At 73.6% G+C, this 17,378-nt stretch carries 11 protein-coding genes; 9 read left to right on the top strand and 2 right to left on the bottom strand.

The genetic code is table 11. The features are described 5' to 3' along the window. Positions 1 to 9: 9 nt before the first annotated feature. Positions 10 to 729, top strand: coding sequence for a hypothetical protein (locus ACH4RC_RS03150; RefSeq protein WP_398194393.1), 720 nt, complete (start codon positions 10 to 12; stop codon positions 727 to 729). A gap of 30 nt (positions 730 to 759) precedes the next feature. Here ACH4RC_RS03150 and ACH4RC_RS03145 read toward each other — a convergent pair whose 3' ends face one another. Then, entirely contained in the window at positions 760 to 1,776 is a 1,017-nt protein-coding gene (locus tag ACH4RC_RS03145) for a LacI family DNA-binding transcriptional regulator (RefSeq protein WP_398194392.1), read from the bottom strand. Positions 1,777 to 1,988: 212 nt separating this feature from the next. Beyond that, the gene (locus ACH4RC_RS03140; RefSeq protein ID WP_398194390.1) at positions 1,989 to 2,909 is read right to left on the bottom strand and encodes an LLM class F420-dependent oxidoreductase; all 921 of its coding nucleotides are present in this window, start codon (positions 2,907 to 2,909) and stop codon (positions 1,989 to 1,991) included. A gap of 115 nt (positions 2,910 to 3,024) precedes the next feature. Here ACH4RC_RS03140 and ACH4RC_RS03135 point away from each other — a divergent pair, with 115 nt between their 5' ends. The 8 genes from ACH4RC_RS03135 (at position 3,025) to ACH4RC_RS03100 (ending at position 17,348) form a co-directional block, all read left to right on the top strand. Continuing rightward, positions 3,025 to 3,756, top strand: a complete 732-nt coding sequence (locus ACH4RC_RS03135) for a YoaK family protein (RefSeq protein WP_398194388.1) — start codon at positions 3,025 to 3,027, stop codon at positions 3,754 to 3,756. A 293-nt stretch (positions 3,757 to 4,049) separates the two neighbouring features. Continuing rightward, entirely contained in the window at positions 4,050 to 4,277 is a 228-nt protein-coding gene (locus ACH4RC_RS03130) for a type A2 lantipeptide (RefSeq protein WP_398194386.1), read from the top strand. Between the two features lie 146 nt (positions 4,278 to 4,423). Continuing rightward, entirely contained in the window at positions 4,424 to 5,224 is an 801-nt protein-coding gene (locus tag ACH4RC_RS03125) for a DUF2118 domain-containing protein (protein WP_398194384.1), read from the top strand. Beyond that, complete coding sequence (locus ACH4RC_RS03120) at positions 5,221 to 7,452, top strand: NHLP family bacteriocin export ABC transporter peptidase/permease/ATPase subunit (protein WP_398194382.1); 2,232 nt, start codon at positions 5,221 to 5,223, stop codon at positions 7,450 to 7,452. The genes ACH4RC_RS03125 and ACH4RC_RS03120 overlap by 4 nt, the downstream gene beginning before the upstream one ends. 1 nt (position 7,453) lies before the next feature. Beyond that, positions 7,454 to 10,264: an NHLP bacteriocin export ABC transporter permease/ATPase subunit gene (locus ACH4RC_RS03115; protein WP_398194379.1), complete on the top strand. Its 2,811-nt coding sequence runs from the start codon at positions 7,454 to 7,456 to the stop codon at positions 10,262 to 10,264. Positions 10,265 to 10,365: 101 nt separating this feature from the next. Then, positions 10,366 to 11,040: an SLATT domain-containing protein gene (locus ACH4RC_RS03110; protein ID WP_398194377.1), complete on the top strand. Its 675-nt coding sequence runs from the start codon at positions 10,366 to 10,368 to the stop codon at positions 11,038 to 11,040. Positions 11,041 to 11,130: 90 nt separating this feature from the next. Then, entirely contained in the window at positions 11,131 to 15,267 is a 4,137-nt protein-coding gene (locus ACH4RC_RS03105; protein ID WP_398194375.1) for an FtsK/SpoIIIE domain-containing protein, read from the top strand. Positions 15,268 to 15,311: 44 nt separating this feature from the next. Continuing rightward, a complete protein-coding gene (locus ACH4RC_RS03100; protein WP_398194372.1) occupies positions 15,312 to 17,348 on the top strand; it encodes a metallophosphoesterase family protein in 2,037 nt (678 codons plus the stop codon). The last annotated feature ends 30 nt before the right edge of the window (positions 17,349 to 17,378 follow it).

Genomic DNA, 17,378 nt, shown 5'->3' with positions numbered 1-17,378 from the left:
GGGAACATCATGGCACCCACCCCACACCCCTCCCCGCGCCGCCGCACCCTGCTCGGCGCCGCGCTCGCCGCCTCGGCCGCGGTCGCCCTCGCCGCCGCTCCCGCGCAGGCGCTGGTCTGGTCGTCGTCCGACCAGTGGGGCAACTACACGACCTCGGACGGCTACATCCTCTACAACAACATCTGGGGCTCGGGCGCGGGCGCCCAGTCCATCTGGGCCAACTCCTCGTCGAACTGGGGCGTCTGGGCCGACCACCCGAACACGGGCGGCATCAAGTCCTACCCGAACGCCAAGAAGACCGTGAACAAGCCGATCAATTCGCTGTCGTCCCTCACCAGCAGCTACAACGTGACGGTGCCGTCGTCGGGCGCGTACAACACGTCGTACGACATCTGGGACAGCGACTACGACTACGAGGTCATGCTCTGGGTCAACTACAACGGCGCCGTCGGCCCGCTCGGCACCTCGCAGGGCAGCGTCACGCTCGGCGGGCACACCTGGACCGTCTACAAGGGTGACAACGGGGCCAACGAGGTGTTCTCGTTCCTGCGCACCTCGGACTCGTCGTCCGGCACGGTGAACATCCTGCCGATCCTGAAGTGGATCAAGGACACCAAGGGGTGGTGGGGCAACGAGACGATCGGTGACGTCCAGTTCGGCTACGAGATCACCTCGTCGTCCGGCGGTCTGGACTTCAGGACCAACAGCTTCAAGGTCTCCAGCGGCTGACCCGGCTCCTTGGCCTGGAAGGCGCGCGGCTCAGGCCCCCACGGGGGCCTGGGCCGCGCTCTCGCGCAACGTCAACTCCGGCTCCAGGAGCACGACTTCCTCGTCCGATCCGCGTCCCTCGATGCGCGCGACGACCTGCTCGACCGCGCGCCGCCCCATCTCCTGCGCGGGCACCGCGACCGCGGTGAGCGGCACCGAGGCGTGCGCGGCGACCTGTTCGGGGCAGACGGCGACGACCGAGACGTCCTCGGGCACGGCGCGGCCCGACTGGCGCAGGAGCGCGAGCAGCGGGTCGGTGGCCGCCTCGTTCTGCACGACGAAGGCGGTGGTGTTCGGGCGCTCGTCGAAGACGCGGGACAGCGTGGCCGACACGGCGGCGTACGAGCCCTCGCACGGGCGGTGCAGCAGGCGCAGGCCCAGTTCGCGGCTGCGCTCGCGCAGGCCGGTCAGGGTCCGCTCGGCGAATCCGGTGCGCCGCTCGTAGACGGCGGCGGCCTCGCCGATGACGGCGATCTCGCGGTGGCCGAGGTCGGCCAGGTGCTCGGCGCAGACGGCGCCCGCCGCGGCGAAGTCGAGGTCGACGCAGGTCAGTCCGGTGGTGTCGGAGGGAAGGCCGATGAGGACGGCGGGGCGGGGCGCGGAGCGCAGGAGCGGCAGCCGCTCGTCGTCCAGCTCGACATCCATGACGATCATGGCGTCGGCGAGGGCGCTACCCTCTATACGGCGCACCGCCTGGGCGCCCTCCTCGCCGGTGAGCAGCAGGATGTCGTAGCCGTGGGCGCGGGCGGCGGTGGCGACGGCCATGGCGATCTCCATCATCACCGGCACGTACATGTCGGTGCGCAGCGGCACCATCAGGGCGATGATGTTCGACTTGCTGCTGGCCAGGGCCCGTGCGCCCGCGTTCGGGTGGTAGCCGAGCGTGCGGACGCTGGTCTCGACGCGCTCACGGGTGGCGGCGGAGATGGAGCGCTTCCCGCTGAGGACGTAGCTCACGGTGCTGGCGGAGACTCCGGCGTGCCGGGCGACCTCTGCGAGCGTGACCATGTCGTTCTCCTGAGCCGTGACGAGGGGGGCGCCGGTGCGGACCACTCCGACGGGGACGGGCTGCCGTGGGGTGTTCGGCCTACCGACCCTATGGCGGCGGCGGGTGCCTGTCCAGAACTGCGTCGAAGCGCTTCGACAGCCGTTGACGGCCCCCGGCCGCCCCGTAGTCACCTCACGGTCACCTCACGGTCATTTCACAGGGTGAGGACAGCTCAGGCCAGTTCACCGAGGACCTCCCAGGTCCGTACCCGGGAGTTGTCGCCGTCGGCCTCGGTGGCGCCGACGACCACCTCGGTGGCGCCCGCGTCCCGGTAGCGGCGCACCGCCTCCGCCAGGGTCTTCTCGTCGCCGACGACGGCGAGGTCGCCGGGGTGGTGGTGGCCGGAGAGCTCCACGACGCGGGCGTAGGACGGAATCTGCGCGTAGAACGAGAGCTGCTCGTAGAGGGCCGGGCGGACCGCGTCCGCGTCGCCGGTGACGACGCCGGGCACGAACGCGACGACGCGCGGGGCGGGGCGGCCCGCTTCGGCGGCGGCCCGGGTCACCTCGGGCACGATGTGCTCCTCCAGGGCGCGCGGGCCCGCGAGGTACGGCAGGATCCCGTCGGCGAGCCGGCCGCTGACCCGCAGCGCCTGCGGGCCCATCGCGGCGACGAGCAGCGGCACGGGCGGCTCGGCGCCCGGGACGGAGGCGGGCAGCGAGGTCTTCGCGGTGAGCAGTTCGCCTTCGAAGTCCACTTCCCCGGTGTGCACCAACTGCCGCAGCGCGGTGAGGAATTCACGCAGCCTGCCGACCGGACGCTCGAAGGGGATACCGAAGGCGCCCTCGGAGATCAGCTTCGTGCCGAGGGCGAGCCCGAGGTGGTAGCGCCCGCCGATGGCGGCCTGGACCGTCCGCGCCTGGCTCGCCACCAGCAGCGGGTGGCGGCCGAACACCGGGAGCGCGGAGGTGCCCAGATGAAGGCCGGGGACGGCGCGGCCGATGACCGCCGCGAGCGTCGGTGCGTCGTAGCCGAGCGTCTGGCCGAACCACAGGGAGGTGAGGCCGGACGCGCGGGCCTGGCGCGCCTGCCGGACGGCGTCGTCGATGAGGAGGTCGGAACTGGTCGTGTTGAGTATCACTCCCACTGTCATGCGAGGAACAACGAGCACACCGGCCGCCGCGATTCCCCGTGACGTATGAACAGTTCGTTGCGGGCGGCGGCGCGGTGGGCCGGAACGGGGGCGGCACCGCGCCTACCGTCCCCGTATGAAGACTCGCGCCCAGCTCTGCCTCCTCCTGCTCGCCGGGGCGTCCGGTGCCGTGGACGCGCTCGCGTTCACGGCGCTCGGCACCGTCTTCGCCGGGGTGATGACCGGGAACCTCGTGCTGCTCGGCGTGGCGGTGGGGGACGTGGCCGGGGGCGGGTCCGGGCGCGGCGAAGGGGTGGCCGGCCCGTTGTGGGCGCTCGCCGGGTACGTCGTCGGGGCCGCGCTCGTCGCGCGCGTGTGCCGGGGCACGGCCCCGCGGGACCAGTGGCCGGGCCGCGCCGTGGCCTGTCTCGCGGCGCAGGCCGGGCTGCTCGCGGGCGTCGCGGTCGTGGGCGCGGTGCTCGACGGGCGGCCCGACGCGCCCTGGCGGACCGTGCTGCTCGTCGCCGCCGCGCTCGCGATGGGCGGGCAGTCGGCGGCGATGGTCGCGGCCGGGGCCGCGCCGACGACCTACTTCACCGGGACCCTCACCACCCTCGTCACCGGTTTCACGGACGGATCACGGCGCGGGGCCCGGCAACTCTGGGTCGTGGCGCGCCTCTTCGCGGTCGTCGGCGGGGCCGCGTGCGCGGTGACCCTGCACGCGCGTACGCCGTCGTGGGGGTTCGTGCCACCGGCCGTGCTGGCGGCCGCGGCGGTGGTGTGCCAGAAACCTGCACAGCGAGTGCGCAGAGCAGTCACGCGGGAACACAAATATCCATCGCCCGGCACGGACACGGAAACCCATTGATGCGCGAGTGTCCATTTTGCTGAAAGTGGTCCCGCCTCTCGCGCAATTCCTCCCGTGAAGGTTGTGAAGGGAATGGCATCGGCCGGTGAAAGGACCTGCACCGGGCCGTAATTGACCTCGCACATCCCCTCCCACCGGGGACGTTCCGATTAGCTGTGCGATGCGTCAACGTGCTTTGATCCTCCGCACCGCAGGACCTCATGGATTCGCCTCCACCGATTCCGTGCCGCGTTCCCGCGTTTTCCGCAATACCCGGACACCCCGGATACCCATTGAGAAGGGCGGCTCTCCTCATGAGCAACACCCCCCAGGTCCAGACCCTCGAGATCTCCGACGCCGAGCTGGACAACGTCTCCGGCGGCCTCGTCGGCGGCCTCGCCTCCAACGTGACCGGCACCGTCGACTCGATCGCCCCGGTCTCGGGCGTCGTCGCGGGCGTCACCGGCACGGTCGAGGGCCTGACCGGCGTCAACGTCGGCGCCGTCACGGGTCTGGCCACCGGTCTGGTCGCCGGCCTCTGAGCCGGATCCAGTACGGATCACGCCGCCGCCACCTGACGGGCGGCGGCTCCAAGGCCCCGGGACCTCAAGGTCCCGGGGCTTTCGGGCGCGTCAGGGCCGCGGGGCGCCGCCCCGCCCGGCGCTGAGCTACGTAAGGGAAACATCGCGTGCAGTTCCGCCAGCAGGCCCTCAGCAAGCTGCAGTCACCGGACCAGCTCGACCTCCCGGTGCGCCTCGCGCGGCCGCAGGGGGTGCTCGCCCTCGCCGTGACCCTCGTCGTCATGGCCGCGTCCTGCGTATGGGCCGTCACGGGTTCGGTGGACTCGACGCTCGAGGCGAACGGCATCCTCACGTACGGGCAGGGCAGCTACGTCCTCCAGACCCCCGTCACCGGACAGGTCACCGGCCTGTATGTGAAGGAGGGGCAGCGGGTCGGCAAGGACGCGCCCCTGCTGAAGGTCCGGACGGAGCAGGGCGACCGGGTCGTGCGCGCCATCGACGCGGGGCGCGTCACGGCGCTCGTGGCCCGCGTCGGCGCCGTCATCACCACGGGCGCCGACGTCGCGACCCTGGAGAAGACCACGTCCGAGCGCGATCCGCTGCTCGCCATGGTGTACGTGCCCGCGACCGGCGCGGCCGGCGTGCCCGCCAACGCCTCCGTCGACCTGACCGTGCCCGCCGCCCAGAGCTACGGCGTGCTGCGCGGCGAGGTGAAGGCGGTCGGCCGCGCCGCCCAGACGCGGCGCCAGGTCACCGACTTCCTCGGCGACGGTGAACTGGCCGCGCAGTTCACCAAGGGCGGGGCCCGCGTGCCGGTGCTCGTGCAGCTCACCGAGGACGCGCACACGAAGTCCGGTTACGCCTGGTCGACCGAGGACGGGCCGCCCTATCCGCTCACCTCCATGACCCTCGCCTCCGCCGCCGTGCACCTCGCCGAGCAGCGCCCGATCGATTGGCTGCTGCCATGACCTCCACCTCGCTGCCGCCCGCGAGCCACCGCCCCGACCGCCGCCGCGCCCGCTCCGCTCCCCCGCCGCCGGGGCGCCGCAGGACCGTCCGCACCCCGACCGTCCTCCAGATGGAGGCCGTCGAGTGCGGCGCCGCCGCGCTCGGCATGGTCCTCGCACACCACGGCCGCCACATCCCTCTCGAGGAGCTGCGCATCGCGTGCGGCGTCTCCCGCGACGGCTCACGCGCCAGCAATCTGCTGAAAGCGGCGCGCGGTTACGGCATGACCGCCAAAGGCATGCAGATGGAAACGGCGGCCCTCGCCGACGTCCAGGGCCCGGCGATCCTCTTCTGGGAGTTCAACCACTACGTCGTCTACGACGGCATGGGCCGCCGCTTCGGACGGCGCGGGGTGCACATCAACGACCCGGACAAGGGCCGCCGCTTCGTCGCCATGGAGGACTTCGACACGAGCTTCACGGGTGTCGTGCTCGTGATGGAGCCCGGCGACGGATTCCGTACGGGCGGGCGCCGGCCCGGCGTCCTCAAGGCGCTCCCCGGACGGCTGCGCGGCACGACCGGCACCATGCTCGCCGCGCTCCTCGCGAGCCTGCTCCTGGTGGCGGTCGGCGCCGCGGTGCCCGCGCTCAGCAAGACGTACATCGACCTGTTCCTGATCGGCGACCAGACCTCCCTGCTCGGCGCGCTGTTCGCGTCGATGGCCGCGACGGTCGCCCTGACCGGTGTCCTGACCTGGCTGCAACAGGCGAACCTGCTGCGCGGCCGCATCATCTCCTCCACGCTCAGCAGCGCCCGCTTCTTCCGCCACCTGCTGCGCCTGCCGGTGACGTTCTTCGCGCAGCGCAGCCCGGCCGATCTCGTGCAGCGGCTCCAGTCCAACGACGCGGTCGCCGAGACCCTCGCCCGCGACCTCACCGCCGCCGGGGTCGACGGCGTCGTGGTGCTCCTCTACGCCGTGCTGCTGTGGACCTACGACCCGCAGCTCACCCTGGTCGGCGTCGGTATCGCGCTGCTGAACGTCGTGGCGATGCGGATCGTCGTCCGGCTGCGCGCGACCCGTACGCAGAAGCTGCGGGCGGACTCGGCGCGGCTGACCAACACCTCGTACACCGGGCTCCAGCTCATCGAGACGATGAAGGCGACCGGTGGCGAGAACGGGTTCTTCCGGCGATGGGCCGGGCAGCACGCGACGACTCTGGAGGAGCAGCAGCGGCTCGGGGTGCCGAGCGCGTGGCTCGGTGTCGTCGCGCCGACGCTCGCGACCCTCAACAGCGCGCTGATCCTCTGGATCGGTGGTCTGCGGGCCGTGGAGGGGCATCTCTCCGTCGGTCTGCTCGTCGCCTTCCAGGCGCTCGTCGCCCGCTTCACCGCGCCGATCACCCGGCTCAACGGCGTCGCGGGCCGCATCCAGGACTTCGCCGCCGACGTGGCCCGCCTGAAAGATGTCGAGAACTTCCCCGTCGACAGCCTCTACGCGCGCCCCGAAGCCGTGCGGAGCACGCGCCGCCTCAAGGGACATGTCGAGCTGGACGACATCACCTTCGGGTACAGCCCGCTCGACAAGCCGCTCCTGTCCGGGTTCTCGCTGACGGTCGGGCCAGGACAGCAGGTGGCGCTCGTGGGCGGGTCCGGCAGCGGCAAGTCGACCGTCTCGCGGCTGATCTCCGGTCTGTACGCGCCGTGGGAGGGCGTCATCCGGATCGACGACCGGCGCCTGGACGACATCCCGCGCGGCGCGCTCGCAGCCTCCGTGTCCTTCGTCGACCAGGACGTCTTCCTCTTCGAGGGCACTGTGCGCGACAACGTGACGCTGTGGGACCCGTCGATCTCCGACGAGGCGGTCGCCGACGCGCTGCGCGACGCGTGCCTGTACGACGTGGTGGCGCGGCGGCCCGGCGGCCTGCACAGCCGCGTCGAGCAGGACGGCCGCAACTTCTCCGGCGGTCAGCGCCAGCGTATGGAGATCGCGCGGGCCCTGGTGCGCCGCCCCAGCATCCTCGTCCTGGACGAGGTGACGAGCGCGCTCGACGCCGAGACCGAACAGATCGTCATGGACAACATCCGGCGGCGCGGCTGCGCCTGCGTGGTCATCGCGCACCGCCTGAGCACCGTGCGCGACAGCGACGAGATCGTGGTCCTCGACCACGGCCAGGTCGTCGAGCGGGGCCGCCACGAACACCTCGTGCTGGCGGGCGGGGCCTACGCCGAGCTGGTCAGGGAGCACTGAGATGACCCATCCCGCGACGGATTCCGTTCTGGATCAGGTGGTCGCCGCGTTCGGCGGACTCGGCACCCCGGTCGACTGCACGGGTCTGCGCAGCCTGTCCCTCGAGGGGCCACAGGTGCTGTGGCTCGTCGTGGACGGCGCGCTCGACCTGTTCGCCGTGGACACGTACGAGCAGGGGCACTGGCACTTCCTGGGCCGCCTGGAGCCGGGCACGCTGCTGCTCGGCCCGGTCGAGGGCACCCAGCACACCCTCGTCGGGCGGCCCCTCGCGGGCTGCGCCCTGCGCCGTGTCCCGCTGCGCGAGCTGCCGTACAGCCCGGCCGCGCACGACGGCACGTACGACATGGCGTGGAGCCTGCTCGAAGAGGCGTTCGCGCTCGGGGTCGGGCGCGGTCAGCGCGTGCTCTTCGAGGCGCCGCTCGACGGGCGCAGCACGGACGACGCGTTCACCGGCGACGACGACGTGCTCTGGCCGCAGCTCGCGCCGGGCAGCGTGCAGTACGGCTCCGCGTACGCCGCCGACGCCGCCGCCGACCTGCTGATGGACGGCGCGCTGTGGCAGCGCATGGTGAACCAGCAGTACCGCCTCCTCGCCACGCTCGACCGGTGGATCGAGCGTCTGGAGAGCGCGCACGAGGACCGGGCGGCGGCCGGGATCCGCGCGGGCGAGGCCGTCCGCGAACAGGCCGACCGGACGCTGCTCGCGTCGATCGGTACGCGCGGGCGGCGCGAACGCGGGACACCGGGCGGCGTCGACGCGACGTACGCGGCGTGCAAGGTGGTGGCGGACGCGGCCGGGATCCGGCTCGCCGAGCCGGGCCACGGCGGCGCCGTCAGCGACCGCGTCGACCCGGTCGAGCAGATCGCGGTCGCCTCCCGGATCCGTACGAGGCCGGTCCGGCTCGCCGGGGCCTGGTGGCGCGAGGACATGGGGCCGCTCGTCGGGTTCAGGGCCGCGTCCGGGGCGCCCGTCGCCCTGCTGTGGCGGCGCGGCGGCTACGAGGCCGTGCACCCCTCCGCCGAACGGGGCGGCGCCCGGATCGACGAGGACACCGCGGAGGACTTCGAGGAGCGGGCCGTGATGCTGTACCGGCCGCTGCCCGAGGGCAGGCTGACGCCCTGGCGCCTGGCCCGTTTCAGCCTGCGCGCCGCCGCCTCCGACGTACGCAGGCTGCTGCTCGCGGGTCTGGTGACGGTGGGTCTCGGCGCGCTCGTCCCGGTCGCGACCGGCCAGGTGCTCGGCACGTACGTGCCCGACGCGCGGACGAGCCTCATCACGCAGGTGTCCCTCGCCGTCGTGATCACCAGCCTCGTCTCCGCCGTCTTCATGCTGCTGCAGAACGTGACCGTGCTGCGGGTCGAGGGCCGTGTCGAGAGCGTGCTGCAACCCGCGGTCTGGGACCGGCTCTTGCGGCTGCCGACCCGGTTCTTCGCCTCCCGCTCCACCGGTGAACTGGCGAGCGCCGCCATGGGCATCAGCGCCATCCGCAGGCTCCTGTCCGGGGTCGGGCCGGTGGCCGTGCAGTCGGTGACCATCGGGACGATGAACCTCGTCCTGCTCCTCCTCCACAGCGTGCCGCTCGCGCTCGCCGCGCTCGGCATGCTCGTGGTCGTCGCCGCCGTCTTCCTCACCCTCGGCCTGTGGGAGCTGCGCTGGCAGCGGCGGCTCGTGGAGCTCGGCAACAAGCTCAACAACCGCGCCTATCAGACCCTGCGCGGTCTGCCGAAGCTGCGGGTCGCCGGGGCCGAGAGCTTCGCCTATGCGGCGTGGGCCAAGGAGTTCGCGCGCAGCCGTGACCTGCACCGGCGCGCGGGCCGCATCAAGAACGCGACCACCGTCCTCAACGCCGTCTACCTGCCGCTGTGCTCGCTGGTGATGTTCATGCTGCTCGCGGGCCCGGCGCGGGGCAGCATGTCGGCGGCGTCCTTCCTCACGTTCAACACCGCGGTGACGATGCTCCTGACCTCGGTGACGCAGCTGACGGGCGCGCTGATCTCGGCCGCCGCCGTGCTGCCCATGTACGAGCAGATCAAGCCGGTCCTCGACGCGGAGCCCGAGGTGCGCTCCACCGCGACCCAGCCCGGCGAGCTGACCGGCGCCCTGGAGGCGCGCGGTCTCTCCTTCCGCTACACCGACGACGGGCCGCTCGTCCTGGACGACGTGTCGCTGGCGATCCGGCCCGGCGAGTTCGTGGCCGTCGTCGGCGAGAGCGGCTGCGGCAAGTCCACGCTGCTGCGCCTGCTCATCGGCTTCGACGCGCCCACCTCCGGCAGCGTCCTCTACGACGGCCAGGACCTCTCGGCGCTCGACCAGGCGGCGGTGCGGCGCCAGTGCGGGGTCGTCCTGCAGAACGCGCAGCCGCTGACCGGCTCGATCCTCGACTGCATCTGCGGCGCCGAGTCGTTCACGCCGGAGGAGGCGATGGCGGCGGCCGAGATGGCGGGGCTCGCCGAGGACATCAAGCGGATGCCGATGGGGCTGCACACGATGATCGCGGGCGGCGGCGCGGTCTCCGGCGGGCAGCGCCAGCGGCTGATGATCGCGCAGGCGCTGATCCGCCGCCCGCGCCTCCTCTTCTTCGACGAGGCGACGAGCGCGCTCGACAACGAGACCCAGCGCATCGTCATCGACAGCACGCGCGCCCTGCACGCCACCCGCGTCGTGATCGCGCACCGCCTGTCCACGGTGCTCGACGCGGACCGGGTGGTCGTCATGTCCGCGGGCCGCGTCGTGCAGCAGGGCCCGCCCGCCGAACTGCTCGCGGACACCGGCGGGCGGCTGCACGAGCTGGTGCGGCGGCAGCTGGCGTGAAGGACGGTACGGGGATGACTTGAGTGCAGGAGCCGGGACAGGGAGCACTCCGAGCGGTTACGCTCACTATGAGTGAACTCTCCTAGCTTTTGGTGGTGTTGATGCTGCGTCGGGGGGTCAGCGGTGACACGGTGGGTGACGGCAGGGACGGCACGGCGGGTGCCGGACGCGCGGGCCCGAAACAGGATCTGCGCAGCCGGCCGTTCCCGGCGGTGGCGGGCGGCACGCCGCAGGCCCGGCGCGAGGCGCTCCTGGCGATCCGCGCCTGGGCCGAGCAGGAGGCCGAGGACGCCGTCGACTGGTACCTGCGCGACCGGCGTCTCAAGCGGCGCGGCTCCCGCTTCATCCGGGGCCTCACCATCCTCCTGGCCATAGCGGGGACGGCCGTCCCCCTCGCGGGCTCCCTCGACCAGGGCCCGCCGCAGGCGCTCGGGTACGTGCTGCTCGCGCTGGCCGCGGGCTGCAAGGGCTTCGACCACTTCTTCGGGCTCTCGGCCGCCTGGATGCGGGACATGGCGGCGGCGCAGGCGCTGCGCACGAAGCTCAGCGAGTTCCGGCTCGCCTGGTCGCGTGAGGAGTTGCGGGCAGGGCCCGCGGCGGACGGGATCACCGAGGAGGGCCTGGAGCGGCGCATGGACCTGATCACCACGCTGGTGGCGGCCGTGCACAGCCAGGTCGAGGGCGAGACGGCGGGCTGGCTGACCGAGTTCGCGGCGAGTGAGCAGCAGTTGCGGGACCAGACGGCGGTTCCCGGGCCCGCGCCCGCGCCGCGCTGAGGTCCGCGGGCGACGGCCCGGCCGACGACGGGGGCTCGATCACGAGCACGGGGGCTCGATTACGGGGGCTCGATTACGGGGGCGAGAGGCATGGGCCGGATCTTCACTGTGGTGGCGCCGGACGGCGTGCAGCGGGACGTGGCGGTGACGGCCGCCGGGGACACCCCGGTCCGGGCCGTCGCGGAGGCGCTCGGCCATCTGTGCGGGCTGCCGGAGGTGACGCATCTGGCGCTGCGCGGCGCGCAGGGCACCTCGGAGCCGGAGAACGTCGCGCTCGACGCGCCGCTCGACGAGTCGCCGCTGCGGGACGGCTGCACGCTCTGGCTGCACCGGCCGCCCGCGCCGCCGGACCCGGCCGGGCCCGACTCCACGGCCCTGCCGCAGGACCTGCTCACCGTGGGCGGCGACGGCACGCTCATGTTCCGCAGGCCGCCCCGGGTGTTCCCGGCCGGGCCGCCGGTCGAGGCGGGCAGGCCGGGCAGGTTCCGGCTGCGCCGTGGCGCGAAGCGGGCCCGCGAGCAGCTCCGGGCGCAGGCCGCGTACCTGGTCCCCGGCCCGGCCGACATCCTCGCCGGGGCCTACGGCGAGACGGCCCGCCTGTGGGAGCGCCGGGTCAGCGACGGCGACCATCTGCGCCTGCGCATCGGCGTCAACAGCGTCGGCGCGTACCCCGTCCCGGTGGTCGTGGACCTGCCGGGCACGGGCATCCTCGGCATCGCGGGCACCACCCCGGCGACCCGGCGCATCGGCGCCTGGCTGATCGCGCAGGTGGCGTTGTTGCACAGCCCGGCCGATGTCGGGGTGCGGGTGTTCACGACCCCCTCCGGGGCGGCCGACTGGCGGTTCGCCCGCTGGCTGCCGGGGGTCCGCTCGTACGACGGGGAGAGCCGGCCGCGGATCAGCACCGACTACGCGGGCCACCTGCGGCAGGTCTCCGAGGCGCTGACGACGCTGCGCGAGCGGCAGAGCAGGCCGCTGCCGCCGCCCGGCGGCACCCGGCGCCATCTGGTGCTCGTCCTCGACGGGGCCCGCCCGCTGATCTCACTGCCCGGGGTGTCGCAACTGCTGCGCGAGGGCCCCGCCGCCGGGATCTTCGCCGTCTGTCTCGCGCCCGACGTGCGGTCGCTGCCGCAGCAGTGCGCGGCCGTGATCGAGGCCGAGCAGCTCCCGCCGCGCTCCCCCGACTCGACGGCCTTCACCCTGTACACGTCGGGCGGCACCGACCTGACGGGCATCGCCGACACCGTCTCCGACGACTGGCTCGACCGGACGGCCCGCGCCGTCGCCCCGCTGCGCGACGCCTCCGCCGACGACCTGCGCCCGCGCCCGCACCGCCTCCTCGACCTGCTCGGCATGGGCACGCCCGATCCGCACGAGATCGTGGCGCGCTGGGAGGCGTCACCGCGCGGCACGGAGGCGCTGATCGGGCGGTCCACGCCGACCCCGGTCGCGCTGGACCTGCTGCGGGACGGTCCGCACGCCCTGGTCGCGGGCACCACCGGCTCCGGCAAGACGGAGTTCCTGTGCACGTGGATCGCCTCGCTAGCGGTGGCGAACAGGCCGGACGAGATGACGTTCATGCTCGTCGACCACAAGGGCGGCTCCGCCTTCGGCGACCTGGCCCGCCTCCCGCACACGGTGGCCGTCGTCAACGACGTGGGACCCGGGCTCGGCGACCGGGTCCTCGACGGGCTCGGCGCCGAACTGCGCCGCCGCGAACGGCGGTTGTTCGAGGCGCACGTGAAGGACATCCACGAGTACGCGGACCTGCGCGACCGGGGCAGGGACGGGCCGGAGCAGGGGCCGCCGCCGCTGCCCCGGCTCGTCATCGTCATGGACGAGTTCGCCTCGCTCGCCCGCGAGGACGCCGACTTCCTGTCCGGGCTCATCGACATCGCCCGGCGCGGCCGCTCCCTCGGTGTCCATCTGGTCTGCGCCACGCAGCGCCCGTCGGGCGTGGTCAGCGCGGAGATCCGGGCCCTGACCAACCTGCGGGTCGCCCTGCGCCTCATCGACGCGGGCGAGAGCATGGACGTCATCGACGCGCCGGACGCCGCCCAGCTCAGCACGTCGTCGCCCGGCGTCGCACTGATCAGGACCGGCACCTTCGACCCGCTGCTCGTCCAGACCGCCCGCGTCGGCGGCCTGCACCGGCCCGCGGGCAGCGAGGCCGTCGTCGTACGGGAGATCACGCCCTACGGGTCCCAGCCGCGCACCCCGCTGACCGTGCGCGCCGAACCCGACTCGGTCGGCACGACGGATCTCGCGCTGCTCGTCGACGCCCTGTGCGAGGCGACCGAGCTGCTCGCCGTCGAACCGCCGCCGACCCCGCTGCCGCCGCCCCTCAAGGAGGTCCTGCCGCTCACCGACATCCGGCCGCCCTCGCGCGGCCGGGGGCTCGCGCCGCTCGCGTTCGGCCTGGAGGACGCGCCGGAGGAGCAGACCCAGCGCCCGGCCATCCTCGACCTCGCGCGCGACGGCAACCTGCGGATCGTGGGCGCGCCCCGCACCGGCCGCTCCCAGTTCCTGCGCACCCTCGCCGCCGCGGTCGCCCGCCAGCACAGCACCGCGGACATCCACGTGTACGGGATCGACTGCGGCGACGGCGCGCTCCAGGCGCTCACCGAACTCCCGCACTGCGGCACCGTCGTGCACCTGGGCCGCCCCGACCACATGGTGCGGCTGCTCGGCATGCTCACCGCCACCGTCCGCCGGCGCCAGGAGCTGCTCTCGCACGGCGGCTTCGCGGACATCGGCGCGCAGCGCCAGTCCGTGGCGACGCCGCGCCGGATGCACTACCTCCTCGTCCTCCTCGACGGCTGGGAGGAGTTCCTGACCAGCATGGGCTCCACCGACGGCGGCGGCGCCGTCGACGACCTGTACGCGGTCCTGCGCGGCGGCCCGCAGGTCGGCGTGTGCACGGTCCTGGCGGGCGGCGCCCAGATCCTCAGCACGCGGCGCCTGGTCTCGCTGACCGAGCGGCTCCTCGTCCTGCGCCTGCCCGCCCCCGACTGGTACGCCAATGTGGGGCTCCCCCGGCGGCGCTTTCCCGAGGTGCAGCCCGCCGGGCGGGCGCTGAGCGCCGAGAGCGGGCGGCTGCTGCAGATCGCGACGCTGCCGGGGCCCACGACCCGGCAGGGCCAGACCGACGCGCTCGCCCGGTACGCGGCCGAGGCGCGCGCCCGCGACACCGAGGTCCAGGGCAGTCAGCGCCCGTTCCGCATCGAGGACCTGCCGCTCGTCGCCGACCAGTTCCACGTCGGCACGGGCAAGGGCCGCCCGGTGGGCCGCGAGGCGGAGCTGGCCTGGCTGCGCGACCGGCACGCCACCGGCGCCTCGGTCGCCCTGCTCGGGCCGCGCAGGGCGGGCAAGACCTGGGTGCTCGAAGAGCTGTGGCGGCGGCTGCGCGCGGACGGCGCCACCGCCGTCCAGCCGATCCTGGTGCTCCCCTCCAGCGGGCAGGTCGACACCCCGGACGCGCTGGCCCACCTCCTGGACCGCAGGCTCTCCGGGCCCGGCGCCGCCCAGCGCCTCATCAACAAGGTGGGCCGCCGCTCGGGCTCCGACCGGATGGCGTTCCTCCTCGACGAGATCGGCCGGCTCGTCAACTACGACCCCGGCGTCGTCTCCTGGCTGCGCGACCTCGGGCAGGCCGGGGCCTGGTTCGTCTACACCGGCACCCAGAAGGACTGGCACCGGGTGGTGCGCTGGGCGCTCACCGCGCCGGGTTCGAGCTTCGGCAACGACGTGAACGCGCGCGTCCTCGGCCCGCTCGACGACCAGGCCGCCCTGAAGTTCCTCACCGGCACCGCCGAGAACCTCGGCGTGAACATCGCCCCCGACCGCACCGGGCAGGCCGTCCTCGACCTCGTCGGCACCTGGCCCTTCTACCTCCAGGTCGTCGGCGACGCCGTGGTGCGCGCCGCGCAGGACAACGAGGTCCGTCCGCTCACCGACGACCGGGCCCTCGCCGACCTCGTCGAACAGCGCCTCATCGTGGAGTGGGACCACCACTTCCGGGCGCGCTGGGAGGAGATCGGCCCCGCCGGGCGCGCCGCGCTGCTGACCGACCCCGGCGCCGTCCCGGTGGACCCGGCCCGCGCCCAGCGCAACGACCTGCGCGAGGTCGGTCTCCTCCGGCACAACCAGTGGCTGGCCGACCGGCCGTTCCTCGACTGGGTCGGCCACAGCGAGAGCTCGCTGCGCGACGAGGAGTCCCGGCCGTGACCCGTACCCCCGCCCCGACCCAGTCCTGACCAGCCTCCCCGGGAATGACGACCATGAGCGACTTCTGGCCGAGCCAGGCCTACCGCCACGATCTCGACATCCGCCTCACCGACGGCGCCGTCCCGGCGTGGGCGCGTCCGCTGGTGGAGGGCCGGCCGCCGAACAGCACCGCATGGGTGGCCGTCATGGCGCGGCGGGCCGGTAAGAGCTGGCTGGCGCAGGCCGCCGAGCGGGCGCGGGCCGCCCCGGGCGGTGCGCGCCGCATCGACCTGCGCTCCGGTGAGGCGGCGGTCCGCAGGGCGGGCCTCGGCTGTCTCATCGGCCGGCGCTCGACACCGGCCCCCGCCCCGGGCACCGTGCTGTTCGTCGACGAGCCCGCGCTGTCCGCACCTGGGCGCCAGGGCCACGGCGTCGACCCGGCCGTGCTCGCCGCCGGGCTCGAACAGGTGCGGGAGGCGGGGATCGTCCCCGTCGTCCTCGCGACCCCTGCCGAGCACGAGCGGCTCGGGCCGTATCTGGGCGCCGACCACCCCAAGGACGTCGTACGGCCGCCCGTGCTCTCGCCCGAGGAGTGTGCGCGGATGGCGGCGCGCGCCCCGGACTGGGCGCCCGGCGTGGTGGAGCTGCTCCGCGACTCCTTCCCCGGCTGGCTCCAGACCCCCTTCCTCCTCGAACTCGCGCTGTACGCCGCCGAGTTGGAGCCTCATCTGCGTACGGACGCCGAGGCGCTCGACCGGGCGGCCTGTGACGCGGCCGTGGAGCAGCACGCCTACATCGACCAGTGGTTCCACGACGGCACCTCGGCGGCGGGGCGTGCGCTGCTGCGCGCCCACCGCTGGCGCGGCTCGGGGTTGACGCCGACGGAAGCCGAAGGCCGGACCGACGGCCGGACCGAGGCCCGCGCCGAGCAGCCGCGCAACGGCGCCGCCGACCCGGTCGCCGACCCGGTCCTCGCCCGCCACCTCCCCGAGGTGCTCCGCGTCCACCACGTCTCGGACCTGCACCACGGCGGCAGCCTGCGCTCCAACGTCGACGCCAAGGACGTCACCGAGGCGGGCCGCAGGCTGGCCGATCTCGCGGGCGCCGGGTCCCCGATGGACAGCTACCTGGAGCATCTGCGCCGTCTCGGCGAACTCGGCCGCGCACCGCACCTGCTGCTCGTCACCGGCGATCTCGTCAACCGGCCGCACGACGAGTTCGGCACCGTCGCGCTCAACTGGCTGCGGGAGGCGGGCAAGAGCCTCGCGGACCATCCGGACCTGCGCCCGGACGATCCGCGGATCCTGCTCGTCGGCGGCAACCACGACGTGTCGTGGGACCTGACCCTGGACCCCCGGCCGGGTGCGCGGCACGAGTGGTTCGCGCGGACCTTCGCCGAGTTCCCCCACCCCGACCTGCACGAGCCCCGCCACGACCGCAGGCGCCTGTACGTGCGCTACCCGGAGGCGGGGCTGCGGATCGCGCTGCTCGGGTCCGCCGAGTCGGGCGGCGAGACGGCCCGCGACGAGGACCGGAACAAGCTGGAGGCGGCGCAGGAGGAGTTCGCCACCACGCTCGACGAGACCGAACTCGCTTCGCTGATACTGGACTTCGAGCGGATCGACCCCGGGGTCGTCTCCCGCGCCGTCCTCGACCGGCTCGCCCCCGACCGGGGCTGGACCACGCTCGCCGCCCTGCACCACCCGCTCTCCCCGGTGCCCGCGGTGGAGATCGCCCCGTACTCGGGGGTGGTCAACGCGGGCCAGGCCAAACGGGCGCTCGCCGCGGCCGAGACGTCACTGGTCCTGCACGGCCATACGCATCTGGGGTTCCTGGCCGCCGAGCGGCTGCTCGGCGGCGCGCAGGAGTGGACGACGCGGATCGCCGGGGCGCCCGCGCTCGGCAGCCGCGAGACGGACGAGCACAACGGGTACAACGAGGTGTTCGTGGCCCGCGAGGGCGACGCGCACACGCTCGCCGTGCGCACGGTCCGCCTTGCCGGGGGTCAGTGGGTGGCGGACCGCGCGTTCGCGTTCCGGCCGGGCGCGCCCGCCGAACTCCCGCTCTCCGAACTGTGCCGGGACCGAGCCTTTGGGAACTGATCCTGCGAAGACTGTGCCTCCTGGGCAGGA

The sequence above is a fragment of the Streptomyces sp. NPDC016845 genome (assembly GCF_044332585.1).
Taxonomy (GTDB): domain Bacteria; phylum Actinomycetota; class Actinomycetes; order Streptomycetales; family Streptomycetaceae; genus Streptomyces.
The sequence above is the reverse complement of the archived record's forward strand: the minus strand, read 5'-3'. Positions and strand labels throughout refer to the sequence as shown.